Annotated in this window: 10 protein-coding genes and 1 tRNA gene; 6 read left to right on the top strand and 5 right to left on the bottom strand. The window is 64.9% G+C overall.

The annotated features are described in order from the left end of the window. The first annotated feature begins 195 nt into the window (after positions 1-195). On the top strand, positions 196-2,349 hold the full coding sequence (locus GXY47_14805) for a cytochrome B (GenBank protein ID NLV32409.1): 2,154 nt from the start codon (positions 196-198) through the stop codon (positions 2,347-2,349). On the opposite strand, the gene GXY47_14800 is transcribed toward GXY47_14805, so the two are convergent. Next, complete coding sequence (locus GXY47_14800) at positions 2,346-4,478, bottom strand: PAS domain S-box protein (protein NLV32408.1); 2,133 nt, start codon at positions 4,476-4,478, stop codon at positions 2,346-2,348. The two genes, GXY47_14805 and GXY47_14800, sit on opposite strands and share 4 nt — an antisense overlap. A 752-nt stretch (positions 4,479-5,230) precedes the next feature. Continuing rightward, positions 5,231-6,010, bottom strand: coding sequence for a class I SAM-dependent methyltransferase (locus GXY47_14795; protein ID NLV32407.1), 780 nt, complete (start codon positions 6,008-6,010; stop codon positions 5,231-5,233). A 78-nt stretch (positions 6,011-6,088) separates the two neighbouring features. Here GXY47_14795 and GXY47_14790 point away from each other — a divergent pair, with 78 nt between their 5' ends. The 4 genes from GXY47_14790 to GXY47_14775 all read left to right on the top strand — a co-directional run bounded on the left by GXY47_14790 (position 6,089) and on the right by GXY47_14775 (position 11,405). Beyond that, positions 6,089-6,238, top strand: a complete 150-nt coding sequence (locus tag GXY47_14790) for a hypothetical protein (protein ID NLV32406.1) — start codon at positions 6,089-6,091, stop codon at positions 6,236-6,238. Positions 6,239-6,455: 217 nt separating this feature from the next. After that, complete coding sequence (locus tag GXY47_14785) at positions 6,456-10,280, top strand: PAS domain S-box protein (protein NLV32405.1); 3,825 nt, start codon at positions 6,456-6,458, stop codon at positions 10,278-10,280. 167 nt (positions 10,281-10,447) lie between these two features. Beyond that, a complete protein-coding gene (locus tag GXY47_14780) occupies positions 10,448-10,654 on the top strand; it encodes a type II toxin-antitoxin system VapB family antitoxin (GenBank protein ID NLV32404.1) in 207 nt (68 codons plus the stop codon). A 157-nt stretch (positions 10,655-10,811) separates the two neighbouring features. Continuing rightward, positions 10,812-11,405, top strand: a complete 594-nt coding sequence (locus tag GXY47_14775; protein ID NLV32403.1) for a DUF2239 family protein — start codon at positions 10,812-10,814, stop codon at positions 11,403-11,405. A gap of 139 nt (positions 11,406-11,544) precedes the next feature. On the opposite strand, the gene GXY47_14770 is transcribed toward GXY47_14775, so the two are convergent. From GXY47_14770 to GXY47_14760, 3 genes are all read right to left on the bottom strand, one after another. Next, positions 11,545-12,543 (bottom strand): hypothetical protein, encoded by a 999-nt coding sequence (locus tag GXY47_14770; protein NLV32402.1) that lies wholly within the window; start codon positions 12,541-12,543, stop codon positions 11,545-11,547. Positions 12,544-12,676: 133 nt separating this feature from the next. Next, positions 12,677-12,970 carry a hypothetical protein gene (locus GXY47_14765; GenBank protein NLV32401.1) on the bottom strand — a complete coding sequence of 98 codons (294 nt, stop codon included), beginning with the start codon at positions 12,968-12,970 and terminating at the stop codon, positions 12,677-12,679. 983 nt (positions 12,971-13,953) lie between these two features. Beyond that, positions 13,954-14,030: transfer RNA gene (locus GXY47_14760), tRNA-Arg, on the bottom strand. 162 nt (positions 14,031-14,192) lie between these two features. On the opposite strand from GXY47_14760, the gene GXY47_14755 reads away from it, so the two are divergent. Next, positions 14,193-14,398: response regulator transcription factor (locus GXY47_14755; GenBank protein ID NLV32400.1), on the top strand; the 206-nt coding region annotated here is incomplete at its 3' end.

Here is a 14,398-nt window from a genome sequence, read left to right as displayed (position 1 = left end):
AAGGGCTCCATTGATTGTGAAGCACTTGGGAGTACGACCGCGGCCGGGGCGTGCGGTTTCTTTACAGCTCCCGTGAGGATTCAGCCCGGGCCGGCCGGGAAATCTCATGAGAGAGACGAGAATAGTCCATAAAAGATTTGGTGGCAGCGGACGGAATATTCTGTGATAGAATGCGGCCTACCATAGGATAGTCCAATGATCCGATCCCGGAAGTGGTGGCGCGCGGTATGGTTCCTGCCCCTGTTAACGGCGCTGCAGCTGTACGGCCAGGGATCGGACCCGTGCACGATGTGCCACAGCAACCCCTCGCTAGAGATGGAGCGGCGCGGGCGGCGGGTGTCTCTCTTTGTCGACGGGGCGAAACTCAAATCCTCCGCGCACGGGTCGCTCGCCTGCGCGCGGTGCCACACGGGGCTCGAGCCGATGAAGATCCCGCATGCGGCCGTCATCCGCCCGGTGCGGTGCGAAAGCTGCCACGAGACCGAAGGGTACGAGGGGAGCGTGCACGGCCGTTCCCCCGGCGGCGGGGGGGGCGGGCCGGCGGCCGGCTGCAAGGAGTGCCATGGCACCCACGACGTTCTTTCCCCGGAAGATCCGAAGTCGGTCAACCACCGCCTGAGGGCCGATGTCGGCTGCGGGCGCTGCCACGGTGAGGCCGCGGCCCGGTACCGGGAGTCGGCCCATGGGCTGGCGCTGGGGAAGGAGAACGCAAAATCCCCCGGCTGCCTCCAGTGCCACGGCTCCCACGCCATCCTTGCCCGGGACAACCCCGAAGCGGTCCTTTACAAGACGAAGGAGCCGGCGTTCTGTTTGAAGTGCCACCTCGAAGACGAAACGGTGCGGACCGAAGTGGGATTCCCCGCCGCCTTCATGGCCGGGTACCTCGACAGCGTGCACGGCGAGGCGCTCGCGGCGGGCAACCTCGACGCCGCCGCGTGCAGCGACTGCCACGGCGCCCACGACACCCGGACGGCCAGGGACTCCGCCTCGCGCGTCAGCCGCTGGAACATCGCGGACACCTGCGGGCGCTGTCACGCCGAGATCGCCCGGACCTACAAGGCGAGCGTTCACGGGCGGGCGGTCGGAAAGGGGGTCGGCGATTCCCCCACCTGCACCGATTGTCACGGGCAGCACCACATCTACCGCGTCGGGGACGCGCGCTCCCCGGTGGCGGCCGTGAACGTCTCGGTCGAAATCTGCGCCTCCTGCCACGATTCGCTCCGGCTCACCCGGAAGTACGGCATCGACGCCGACCGCTTCTCCACCTTCAACGACAGCTTTCACGGCCTGGCCTCGCGCGCCGGATCGGTGGAGGTGGCCAACTGCGCGAGCTGCCACGGGGTCCACGACATCCTCCCCTCCTCGGACCCCGCATCCACGGTCCACAGCTCCAACCTGGCCGCCACCTGCGGCTCCTGTCATCCGGGCGCCAACGAAAATTTCGCCCGGGGGGCGGTACACGTCGTCGAGGCCCGCGACCCCGAAAGCGGGATCCTCTACTGGATCCGCGCCTTCTATCTCTACCTCATCGCCGTCGTCGTGGGCGGGATGTTTTTGCACAACCTCCTCGACTTCATCAAGAAAACGCGCCGCAGGCGGGCGCTGCTGCGGGGCACGGCCGCGGCGGAGCACGCGGCCGCGGAGATCCATTACGAGAGGATGACGCTCGGGGACCGGCTGCAGCACGGGGCGATGACGGCGAGCTTCGTCATCCTGGCCGTCACCGGCTTCATGCTGCGCTACCCGGACGCCTGGTGGGTGGCCCCGATCAGGGGGTGCTGCGAGAGCTTTTTCGACGTGCGCGGGGTGCTGCACCGGATCGCGGGATTCGGCATGATCGCCCTGAGCCTCTGCCACGTCCTCTGCCTCCTGTTCACGGAGAAGGGAAGACGGTTCCGGCGCGACATCTGGCCCCGCTGGAAAGACGCGCGCGACGTCGCCCGGAACCTCCTCTACATGACCGGCCTCCGCGGCCGGAAGCCGCTCTTCGCGCGCTTCACCTATTTCGAGAAGGCCGAATACTGGGCCCTGGTGTGGGGTGTCATGGTGATGGCGGCCACCGGCGTCGTCATGACCTTCGACGACTATTTCATGGCGCTCTGGTCGAAGCTCGCCTGGGACGTGGCGCGCACCATCCACTTCTACGAGGCGGTGCTCGCCACCCTGAGCATCGTCGTCTGGCACTTCTATTTCGTCATCTTCAGCCCGACCGCCTACCCGATGAGCACCGTATGGATCACGGGGAAGATTTCCGAGGCGGAAATGGCCGAGCACTACCCGCTGGAACTCGAACGGCTGAAAGCGGCGAAGGAAGAAGCGCCCGGGGACGGGCGCCCGGGCCCGGATTAGGCGTTTCCGTCGAGGATCGCACGCACCTTCCGGACCAGGCCCTCCATGGAAAAGGGCTTCTGCAGAAAGGCGACCCCCTCGTCCAGGATCCCCCGGTGGACGATGGAATGATCCGTGTACCCGGAGACGTACAGGATGCGGATACCGGGGAACCGTTCCTTCATCCGGGATGCGAGTTCCTTCCCCCCCATCCGGGGCATCACCACGTCGGTGACCAGCATGTCGATCCTTCCCGCTCGGGCCGCGGCCCTCTCCAGGGCCTCGTCGCCGTCGGAGGCGGGGATCACGAAGTACCCCTTCCGCTCGAGGGTGCGGCAGGCCAGGTCCCGCAGCGGCGCCTCGTCCTCGACGACCAGGATGGTCTCGGAACCCGCGAGTCCCGACCCGGTGCGCACCTCCGGTTCCACCGCCTCCGCGGCGCCTTCGACCCGGGGGAGGTAGACCTTGAACGTCGTCCCCCCGCCCGTTTCGCTGTAGACCCAGATGAACCCGTTGCTCTGCTTGACGATGCCGTAGACGGTCGACAGGCCCAGGCCGGTTCCTTTCCCCTTTTCCTTGGTCGTGAAGAAGGGCTCGAAGATGCGGGCCTGGGTCGCCGCGTCCATGCCGGCGCCGCTGTCGCTGACGGCCAGCATCACGTACCCTCCCGGGGTGGCGGGGAAGTGACCGCGCACGTATTCCTCGTCGAACAGCGCCTCTCCCGTTTCGATGAGGAGTTTTCCCCCCTCGGGCATGGCGTCCCGGGCGTTGACGGCCAGGTTCATGATGATCTGCTGCAGCTGGCCGCGGTCGGCGCTGACGGGGGGCAGATCGGCGCGGGGCAGCAGCCGCAGCTCGATGTTTTCGCCGATCAGGCGTTCGAGGATCCGGCTGGTTTCCCGGAGCACGTCGTTGATATTCAGGATCTCGGGCTGCAGGATCTGCTTGCGGCTGAAGGCCAGGAGCTGGGAGGTGAGCGACGCCGCCTGGCGGGTGGCGCGCACGATCTCCTCGAGGTTGGCGCGCCCGGCCTCCCCCGGGGGCGCCTCCTCGAGCGCGAGCTCGGTGTATCCCCGGATGACCGAGAGGAGGTTGTTGAAATCGTGGGCGATGCCGCCGGCCAGCATCCCCACGGTCTCGATTTTCTGCATCTGCACGACGTTGGCTTCCAGCCTCTTCTGCTCGGAAATATCGATCCAGGTTCCGACCGCCTCGATCCAGTCCCCCTCCTCGGCGGGCTGGTAGCGCTGTTCGTCACGGATCCAGATCCAGGCGCCCCCCTTGTGCCGGAAGCGGTACTCGAGCAGCTTGCTCCTGCCGAACCACTCGGCCGCCCGCGCGCGCCCCTCGAGCACCCGCTCCTTGTCCTCGGGGTGGACGTTCGCGTACCACCACGCGGGATCCCCCGATTCGGCCATGGTCCACCCCGTGATCCGCTCCAGGTTCTCGCTGATCCACTCCTGCCGCACCCGCTCCCCCTCGATGCGGAGCACGTAGAGAACCGCCGGGCTCGCCCGGAGGAAGCGCTGCAGCCGCGAGCGCAGCTCCTCCTCCAGCTCCTTCCGGGCGGCGATGTCCTGCGCCATCCCGATCAGGCAGGGCTCGCCGCCGATGTCGATCCGCTCCACCGCGTAGAGCATCGGGACGGTCTCGCCCGACCGGCGCCGGATCCGGATCTCCATGGCCCGGACCTGCCCGTCCTCGCGCACCCGCCTCAGGACCTCCCCGCGTTCCACCGGATCCGCCCAGAGGTCCAGTTCGACCGACGTACGGCCGAGCGCCTCCTCCCGGGAGTACCCCGTGAGGCGCACGAAGCTGTCGTTGACGTCGATGAAACGACCGTCGCGGAGCCGGAGGATGGCGATGGCGATGGGGCTCTTGCGGAAGACCAGGGAGAAGCGGCGGTCGGTCTCGTAAAGGGCCGCGGTGTCCCGTTCGCGCGCCCGGAGCACCCGGTACAGAAGGAGCGCCAGCAGCACCCCCGTCACCAGGACGTAGGCCCACCCCTTCCAGATCGACCACTCGACCCTCCGCGCCGGGTCGGGCTCGATCCTCTCGAGCAGCCGGTCGGAGAGGAGGATCCACAGGCCGCCGAAAAGGAGGTAGGGGACGATGATGTGCGCCATCGCCTTACAATCGGATCTGGACATATGCATGCGAATCAGGCGTTCCCGCGTCCTCGGCAACAGAAAACCCACAGTTCTATGCGGCCAGGCAGCCCTCGTTGTCCGGCGTCGCCGCTCGGACTGCGGGCGAGTAGATCATCAAACCTTCGGGCATGTCAACCGATTTCGGGACGGCTGAAAATGCGGACGGTTTCTGGCATAATCCGGCCATGAGATCGACGGGTGGAAGGATACATCCCGCCCTTGCGGGCGCGTTGCTGGTGCTCCTGCTTTCGATCCATCCCCGGACGATACCCCTCTCGCCCGCGCCCCTGTCCAGGGCGCAGGCGGTGCTGGCCCTGGAGCGGAGCGCCCCGGAGGGGTACTGCGCCGCGGGCCGGACCACCGGAATCGAGCGGCCGGCGCGCGAGCCCCATCCCGTTTTCGCCCTTGGCGCGGCCGGCGCCCCGACCGCCCCCCCGTCGTCGGAATCCGCCTGCGTGCACGGCGGGGGAACGCGCGCGTGGACCGGGCCGCGAGCGGGCATTCCGCACGACCGCGCCCCTCCCGCGAAGGGATCGTCTTTCTGTCGCCCGCGGCCTTCGCGGGCCTGATCCCCACCCATACACGGAAACGGAGAACCATGAGCCAGGACAAGATCATTGTGCTCGTACTTGTGCTGCTGGCCGTCGGAGCGCTGATTTGGCTGCAGCGCTCCTCCGGGCGCAAATAGGAGCAACCCGGAAAACGGGGGCCGTCCCATACGATCCCCGTTTTCCGGGGACTCCGGCTCGGGTTCAGCAATGAACGCGGGGAGGGAACGGGTCCTGCGCCCTCCTTTCGAGCACGAACACGCGGCGGACGGCCTTCCCCCCGATCGTCCACTGCGGCTCCGCCCGGAGCACCCGGAAGCCGGCCGCACGCGCCATCGCGCGGATCTCCGCGACCGGGTAGGCCCGCTCCCGGACGGCGATGGTGCGCCGCTCGTACAGGCGCCCCCTGGGGACGAACCAGTGCTGCGTAAACAGGACGATGCGGCTTTTCGGGTCGTAGAAGTTCGATGCCATCAGGAAATTCCGGCCGACCCGGGAAACCTTGTCCCGCCCGTCGAGCCAGCGGAACCATGCGGCGGTGCTGAGGTCGAAGAGGAACAGCCCGCCGGGGCGCAGAACCCGGGCGACGCGGCGGAACGCCTCCTGCATCTCCCCCGGCTCGAGGATGTGGTTGAGCGCGTCGAAATGGCACGTGACCGCGTCCGCCCGCTCCCGGAGCCGGAGCCGGCGGACATCCTGCCGGTACCAGCGCACCCGGTCCGATTTCGCGCGGGCCACCCGGAGGAGGGCGGCCGAGCGGTCGACGCCGATGACGCGCCACCCCGCGCGCCGCGTCCAGGGGATCGTGGTGTTTCCGGTCCCGCACATCAGGTCGACCAGCGTCCGGATCTCGAGCTTCCGTTCCGAGGCGCATTGGAGCAGCAGCTCCCTCCAGTAGCGGTAGGCCTCGCGGACCTGGCGGTCGCGCGCCATCCCGTCATAGACGTCGGCCATGCCCGCGTAAGGGTCGCGTTTGCCTTCCATGGGGCGATCTCCTCTGCGCCCACTATAGCAGAAAACGCGCGGCGGGTCTCCCGGGTCCCGGCGGATGGGAAGGGGGCGATGAACCGGGCACTGCTCGCCGCGCTGACCGACGCGCGGCCTCAGGGCATCCGCGCGCACGCCCGGGACCTGGCCACGGCCTCCATGCCTTGGTGCCCGCCCCCGCTTCCATCAGTTCCTCCCGGCGCCCTGGTGAACAGGGCCGGGTGACATCGGAATCCTCCGCGGGTCCGTTCGGGCCCCATCATGGTTTTCGAAACGAAAACCGCCAAGGATGCGCCCCAGGCGCCGATAAGGGCAGCAGACGGGCGCCATGGTCCGGAGGCACCCGGTGTGCCGGCGCGCATCTCTTTCGGACGGCGGCCTATGGCGGGTCCATGCTTTTTGGGGCTGGAGCCAGTAATCCTCTTGCTTGAGGGGCGGTGCGATGCGGGAGAGGAAACGCAGGCTGGACAATCCCTATGAGGCCGTGGTGGACCACTGCCTGGACGCGATCTTCCTGACCCGGCCCGAAGGTCCGATCCTCTTCGCCAACCGGGCGGCCTGCGAGCTGTTCCAGATGACGAAAGAGGAACTCGTCCAGGGCGGCCGGAGCGCTATCATGGATGCCGGGGATCCGAGGCTGGGTCCGGCGCTCGCGCAGCGCCAACGCACCGGTCGGTATGTCGGGGAATTGCGGTGCAAAAAAGCCGACGGCACCGTTTTCCCCGCGCTGGTCTCTTCGGCGCTCTTTGATGGACCTGATGGACGCACCCGGAGCAGCATCATTATCCGCGACCTGACCGAACAGCGCCGCATGGTGGAGGCTCTGCGGGAGAGCGAGGAACGCTTTTTCAGGGCCTTCACGCACGCCCCCATCGGGATGGCCCTGGTTTCGCCCCGGGGCGAATGGCTCAAGGTCAACCGTTCCCTGTGCGACCTGCTCGGGTATTCGGAGGAGGAACTGCTTGAGCGGACCTTTCAGGATATCACCCACCCGGAGGACCTCGAGCCGGACACGACCCTGGTCGCCCGGATGCTGTCGGGGGAGATTTTTACCTACCAGATCGAAAAACGGTACATCCACAAGCAGGGGCATGCCATCTGGGCCCTCCTCGATGTTTCCCTGGTGCGGGACGAAGAGGACGGCCCCGCCTATTTCATCTCGCAGATCGTCGATATTTCGGCAGGGAAACGGTTTGAAGAGGCCCTGCGGAAGCAGGGGAACGAATACCGTGCCTTGGTCGAGGGGCTTCCCGACGTAGTGTTCCGGCTGGACGGCGCCGGCCGCTATTTGTTTGCGTCGGAAAACATTGCCGAGATCACGGGTCTTTCCGTTGACCGCTGCCTCGGGAAAACCCACCGCGAGCTGGGGCTTCCCGAGTCCGTGTGCCGGTTCTGGGACCGATCCCTCCCGCAGGTGATTCAGAGCGGCCTGCCCCTGGAGGACGAGATCCGGCTCCCGGGCGGGCAGGGGGAGGTTATCCTCAACTGCCGCCTGATACCGGAGCTGCATGAAGCGGGCAGGGTCGAATCGGTCCTGGTCATCGCGCGCGACGTGACCGCGCATCGCAGAATGGAGCAGGATTACCGCACCCTGTTCCATAAGATGCTCGACGGGTTCGCCCTCCATGAAATCGTCAAGGATGCAGACGGCCGCACGGTGGATTACCGGTTTCTTGCCGTCAACCCGGCGTTCGAAAGCCTGACCGGGCTCAAGGCGGAACGGGTCGTCGGCCGGACGGTGCTCGAGGTCCTGCCGCGGACCGAGCCGTACTGGATCGAAGCGTTCGGCCGGGTGGCCCGCAGCGGAGAACCCGTCACCTTCGATGCATATGCCGGAGAACTGGGCAGGCATTTCAAGGTTACGGCCTTTTCTCCCAATGCCGGACAGTTCGCCGCCATCTTCCAGGACACGACGCGCGAGAAGGTATCCGAGGAACAAAACCGGCGAAACATGGCCTGGCTGAAGGCGATGGTCGAAATCCTGCAATATCGGCCCCGGGACGTCCAGGATTTTCTGGATCACGCGCTGGACCAGGCCGTCTCCCTCAGCCGGAGCCGGTGCGGGTACGTCTATTTCTACGACGACGAACGGCGGGAGTTCACCTTCAACACCCGCTCCGGGGACCCGGCGCCGGGCTGTCCCCTGTCGGAGCCCCCGATCGTCTGCGCGCTGGACCACGGCGGCGCCTGGGGTGAAGCGGTACGGAGTGGGCGACCGGTCGCGGTCAACGGAATCCCGTCCGGGTATCAGCCTGAGATGGGGTGTTCCGGGGGTCCTCTCCCGTTGACGCGCTTGCTGGCGATCCCCGTGATATGCGGCGATAGGGCGGTGGCCGTGGTGGGCGTTGCCGACAAGGAATCGGACTACACCGAAACCGATCAGCTCGAACTGACCCTCCTGATGGACGCGGTCTGGAAGTCGGTCGAGAACATCCGATCGCGGGACGCCCTGAGCCGCCTGGAATGGCTGCTCACGACCCGGCCGGCCAACGGGGACGGCGGCGTTCATCAGCCGTCCTACGGAAGCCTCGCCGCGCTGAACGATCACGGCCTCATCCGGCGTTCGGTGGACGAGGACCTGTTGCGCGATATCGCTTCCGATTTTCTGGATCTTCTGGAAACATCCGCGGCTATCTACGAAAAAAACGGCGATTACGCCCTGGGCCTTTTCTCCTCGGGCTGGTGCCGCTTCATGGACGGGGCTTCGCGCACTCTCTGCGGTACCGACGACAACCGGGAGGCGCTTGCCTGCGGCAGGTGGCTGTGTCACGAGTCCTGCTGGACCCAGAACGCCAAAAAGGCCATGGAGACCGGAAAGCCCGTCGAAATCGCCTGCAACGGCGGAATCCGCATGTACGGGGTGCCGATACGGGCCGGGGGCGAGATCGTGGGCGCCATCAACTTCGGTTTCGGCGACCCGCCGCGGGACCCGGTCCGGCTCGGGGAACTGGCGGATCGGTACGGGGTGGATCGGGACGCCCTCAGGCTGGCGGCGGAGGCCTACGAAACCCGGCCCCCCTTCATCATCGAACTGGCCAAGAAGAGGCTGGCGGTTTCGGCCCGGCTGATCGGCGAAATCGTCGAGCGCAAGCAGGCGGAGGCCGAAAAGGAAAGGCTTCAGGGCCAGCTGCTCCAGGCCCAGAAGATGGAGTCCGTCGGCCGGCTGGCCGGAGGCGTCGCCCACGACTTCAACAACATGCTCAACGTGATTATGGGCCAGTCGGAACTGGCGCTGGACCAGGTCGGACCCGGGGATCCGGTTCGTGAAGCCCTGAAGGAGATCTTCGATGCGGGCCGCCGTTCCGCCGAGATCACCCGGCAGCTTCTGGCCTTCGCCCGGCGCCAGACCATCTCTCCCCGGATCATCGACCTGAACGAGACCGTTGCGGGCATGCTCAAGATGCTTCGGCGCCTCATCGGCGAGGACATCGACCTGTCGTGGGAACCGGGCGCGGGGCTCTGGCCGATGAACATGGATCCGGCCCAGATCCACCAGGTTCTGGCCAATCTCCTGGTCAACGCCCGGGATGCCATCGACGGGGTGGGAAGGATCACCATCCGGACGGGCAACATGGCCGCGGGGCAGCCCGACCGCCGGGGCCGGTCCGGTCCGGAGACCGGGGACCATGTGCTCCTGACGGTGAGCGACAACGGCTGCGGCATGAGCCGGGAGACCCTCGAGAATCTGTTCGAACCGTTTTTCACCACCAAGGATGTGGGTCGGGGGACCGGCCTGGGCCTGGCCACGGTCTACGGCATCGTTCGGCAGAACGGCGGCTCCATCGATGTGGAGAGCGAGCCCGGGCGGGGGTCCATTTTCAGGATCTGGCTCCCTCGACACGCCGGAAACCAGTGCGAATCCGAAGATCCGGCTCCGGCGGTGTTGCCCTCCGGCCGCGGGGAGACCATCCTGATGGTGGAGGATGAGTCGGCGCTGTTGAAGCTCGCCCGGAAAACCCTCGCCGGTCTGGGATACAGGGTGCTGGCGGCTGCCCATCCCGGGGCCGCGCTCGAGACGGCGGCGGAACAGGCTGGGGGTATAGACCTGCTGATCGTCGACGTGATCATGCCGGGGATGAACGGCCGGGAATTGGCCGAACGCCTGAAAGCCCGGCACCCGGGCATGGGGATTCTCTACATGTCCGGCTACACGGCCGACGTGATCGCCCCTCACGGCATCCTGGACCAGGGGATACACTTTCTCCAGAAACCTTTCAGCAGAGAAGACCTGGCAAGGAAGGTGCGCGAGGCCCTTCCCGAGGGGTGACCGGCGGGAACGCCGGAATCCCGGTGACGCAGCGGCAGAGCGGCCTCCTCTCTGCCCACTATGGCAGAAAACGCGCGGTGGGTCTCCCGGGCCGACAGTGGGGAAGGCGCCGACCGGGGTGAGTTTGCCTGGTATGCATGAAAGACGCATAATCATGCACATGAAACATATGGGGTCGGAATAGGCGCACCACCCTGAATATTGACGACGGGCTGGTGGAAAGGGCGTCGAGATTGACCGGGATCAAGGAAAAGACCGCCCTGGTCCGCCTCGGCCTCGAGGCCCTCATCGCCCGGGAAAGCGCGCGCCGGCTCGCCAGGATGGGGGGGACCCGGAAGCGGCTGGAGGAGATACCGAGAAGAAGAATGGGATGAGCGCCGAGGTTCTCTCCTTCATCGGGAGGCGGCGCCTCAGGAGCCAAACGCCCATTCTCCTGCACTCTGCCGAAATAGTTATACCCGGGTAATATTGACAAAGATATATTACCCGGGTACAATAGCCCATCTTTTTCCACCATGAGAGGAGAAACCGATGGTCGAGGGGACGGATGCGGCTGAGGCGGGACACCGGTTTATCGCTTTTGCAGGCACCAACTGCGTCGGCGCGGGAACCCTGCTCGAAGCGGCGCTGGGGGCGAAGCGCGCGCTCGACGAAGACGCCGACCGCCGGGTGCTCGTCCTCGACGCCGAAACCAGCGAACCGGTCGAACTCGACCTCCGGGGAACGCCCGAGGAGATCGCGGCCCGGATCCCGGCCGGACCGGCCGAGGCACCCCCCCGTTCTCCTTCGCCCGGGCGGCCGAGACTCGGGGTGGTCGCCCGGGAGGTGACCCTGCTGCCGCGGCACTGGGAATGGCTCAACCGTCAGCCGGGCGGGGCCTCGGTGACGCTGCGCAAAGTGGTCGAGGAGGCGCGCCGCTCGACGGCGGGCGGAGAGCGGCGGCGGCTCGCGCAGGAAGCGTGCTACCGCTTCATGACCGACATGGCGGGGGACGAGCCGGGGTACGAAGAGGCCCTGCGGGCGCTCTACGCCTCCGACCGGGCGCGCTTCGACGCGCTGACCGAAGCGTGGCCGGAGGACATCCGCGCCCACGCCCGGGCCCTGGCCGCGGCCTCCAGGCGTTAGCGGACGGGAATATCAGGGCGTGCCGAGGCCGCGTGGTCCGGGTTCAGCAGCCTCGCTTTCGGTGCAGCCGTGAAGCAGGCGGCGCCGGGGGGAATGCGTCGGAACATGCCGGAGCGGGTTTCTGCCTGGTGTGCCCTTTTCAATCTCGCGGGGGAGCGATGGGATGCAGGGTGAGCTGAAAGGCCCCACTCCCGCCCATCCGCGTGCAAACCGCGCTATCCGTCCCGATCGCCTGGATGCTTCCTCCCTCTACCGTTCCAATCCTGGTGCCATCGACCTTCGTCAGGATCTTGGCCGTCCCTGCCCTCCTGTCGGCCCATTCCAGTGCGACGTCCCCAGCATACTCATGGATGCCCATCACGAACTGGTCGGAGGAGGAAGCCGGCTCGATGCGCTCGGCAGATCCCTTCCTGTCGACATGGTACACGGCCCGGGCGTTCTGCCATGGAGGCGTCCGCCCATCCACCCGCAGCTCAAAAAACCAGACTTCCCCATCGGGCAACACTACGAAACTCCTGGCACGTCCCATGGCGTTCAGCAGCAGCCCATCGGCGGCCGTGCCCATGACGGGCATCAGCGATTGCACATGTTCGCCTTTGGGAGAGAACTTATGCACAAGGTATACAGAAGAGGGGAGATCCTGTTTCCGGGCCATCGAACTGTTGACGTCCGCTTCAAATCCCAATACAAAAAAGTTTCCGTCCCGGTCCCTGCTCATTTGCAGTGCATGAAGCGGCTTGCCCAGCGGTACTACGGTCGATGCCCCTCCCGTTTTGTCGATCCGAACGATACACGACTGCTGATGGGGAAGCTCCCGGCAGGAGGTGAGACAATACACGTCACCTTTCGCATCCACCGAAAAATCCCGGGGTCCGGCCCCCTGCAGATTCAGGCGGTTGCCTGGATCCATCGGCAACCTCCGCAGAAGGCGTCCCTCCGCCGAGTAGATCCTGATCGAGGCTTCACCCTTGGCCAGGATATAAAGAAGGCCATCATTGGAAAATGCGGCCTTCTGAATGCCTCCTGGCATATCCATACCAGGCGCGGCCTGCGAAATGGTACTGCCTGCCGCGAGAAAACCACTCGCCGCCAGGCAGGCAACGATGAATTTCCTTTTAAGGCGCAGCACCCTATCCATCGCATTCCCTCCGGTGATAAAATTTCACTTACACTATCCCAAGCCACAAACACGCGGACACCTCAAGCCGACCCGTGACTTGATTGAACTTAAACGAGTCTGAAGGACGCAGCCTGTGTCCTTTGGCTCATACTCAAAAAGGTCCACCTCCGGTGGTGGTTTGAACTCCTTGCAGGTTCAAACAGCCGTTATTGGCATAGCAGTATCTGTATTCCATTCCGACCGGGGAACACCAATGGCAGTTATATGGCTGACAATCATCGTAAAGCGTATAACCCCAATCCTGACAACCTGCACAGTACATCTCTCCCCAATCTTGAAATCTCATGTGGTTATAGAAATATTGGGAAGGTGTTTTTTCCGGGAAAATCAGGAATATCGCAAGAATCAATGGGGCAACCGGAAAAAGCTTATTTTTACGCATCATTCCTACCTCCCCTCTCGGAAACGTGCAGCAATGGACACAGGTAGCCGGTACGCCGTCTATCCCTCTCACACCACAGTGCGTAAGAGTCCTCGCATGGGGTTTCGACGGGTCGCCGCTGGCCAAGGATACCCGGAATAACCCCATCCTGTCCAGGCAACCGTTGTGAAACGGACTGCATATGGCTTTTCAACGACTGAGTCTCCACGGGAGTAGAACTCCCGGCGGCGGTAGTTGCGCGTGCCGCGTTCACGCCGTGTTTATGCCGCTCCTGGTAGCGCAGCTGCCGCGCCTTCATTGTTCCTATACGAGACATCGAAGCTTTCGGCGCTATGGTCCGCCTCAATCCGTCACGGCAGAATTGATGCGCCTGAACTTCGGCCCCATGTCCTGTCAAGCGCATGCTTCTCGCTGCTTACCTTGCTATTGGGCTTCTACATGAGGAAGAACGTTGTGGAATCTATCACACGCTCTGCTATGGTTTCGGGGCGCTAGTTACTGCTTATGGTATGAAAACATTTTGGTCGTGTCAATAAAAAGAGTTACTTTTCGCTTGATATTTAAAAATCTCTTAGCTTGATGAGTACGGTTGTCGGGATTTCTGCCAATGAAGCCCGGCTGTCCGGTTCAAATTTCTTTTTCTTGCCTGTGGCAGCAGGGGGTGGGCCGGAGGAGGATTTCGGAAAAGGGGAGGCGGGTCTTCCGAGGTTCAGTCGTCCCAATTTCCTCGCCAGCCCATGACTGTCCGGACAGCGCCGATGTCGGCGATCCTGCCGGGTACGCAGAAACCCGGCCGTCGGATTGTGAACACTCTTCGCTTCTGCAATCCATCGGGGATCGCGAGGGACCCCCGCGCCTTGCCGACTACCAGATCCCTGCTGGAGTTCAGTCCCCGATGACGTCGCAGGATGAGGTATACGGCGCCATTATGCCCCATGGCCTTGATTGATTGGGGTATGTTGTTGCAGCGGCAAGGCGTTAGGAAGTGGTACGCCTGACAGGGTTCGAACCTGTGACCTTCGGCTCCGGAGGCCGACGCTCTATCCAGCTGAGCTACAGGCGCATACGCCGCAATAGTAAGCGATCCGGCGGGAAAATCCAATCCATAATTTGCGCCGGGGCGGGAAGGGGTGTTTTTCCGGCCTCGCGGGCCGGTCTTTTTGGCCGTGACACCCTCGCCGCGGCGGGGGATAATGGAGTAAGGAACAGGCCGCCGGGGGGCATCATGAATTTTTCCAAGCCGCAGAACGCGAAAAGGATACGTCTGCTCCTGGCCGAGGACCACACCGTCCTGCGCCAGGGGCTGGCCGGGCTGCTGGGGCAGGAGCCCGACATGGAGGTGGTCGGGGAGGCCGACGACGGGGAAATGGCGGTGCGCCTCGCCTCGAGGGTGCACCCGGACGTGGTGCTGATGGACATGGGGCTGCCGAA

This window comes from Acidobacteriota bacterium (assembly GCA_012729555.1).
Lineage (GTDB): Bacteria > Acidobacteriota > UBA6911 > UBA6911 > UBA6911 > UBA6911.
This window is presented reverse-complemented; position numbering and strand designations above follow the sequence as displayed.

What these genes read in the sequence shown, in the direction of transcription:
- GXY47_14805 (NLV32409.1), top strand. Translation starts at nt 196, where the DNA reads ATGATCCGATCCCGGAAGTGGTGGCGCGCGGTATGGTTCCTGCCCCTG.
- GXY47_14800 (NLV32408.1), bottom strand. Translation starts at nt 4,478, where the DNA reads ATGTCCAGATCCGATTGTAAGGCGATGGCGCACATCATCGTCCCCTAC.
- GXY47_14795 (NLV32407.1), bottom strand. Translation starts at nt 6,010, where the DNA reads ATGGAAGGCAAACGCGACCCTTACGCGGGCATGGCCGACGTCTATGAC.
- GXY47_14790 (NLV32406.1), top strand. Translation starts at nt 6,089, where the DNA reads ATGAACCGGGCACTGCTCGCCGCGCTGACCGACGCGCGGCCTCAGGGC.
- GXY47_14785 (NLV32405.1), top strand. Translation starts at nt 6,456, where the DNA reads ATGCGGGAGAGGAAACGCAGGCTGGACAATCCCTATGAGGCCGTGGTG.
- GXY47_14775 (NLV32403.1), top strand. Translation starts at nt 10,812, where the DNA reads ATGGTCGAGGGGACGGATGCGGCTGAGGCGGGACACCGGTTTATCGCT.
- GXY47_14770 (NLV32402.1), bottom strand. Translation starts at nt 12,543, where the DNA reads ATGGATAGGGTGCTGCGCCTTAAAAGGAAATTCATCGTTGCCTGCCTG.
- GXY47_14765 (NLV32401.1), bottom strand. Translation starts at nt 12,970, where the DNA reads ATGATGCGTAAAAATAAGCTTTTTCCGGTTGCCCCATTGATTCTTGCG.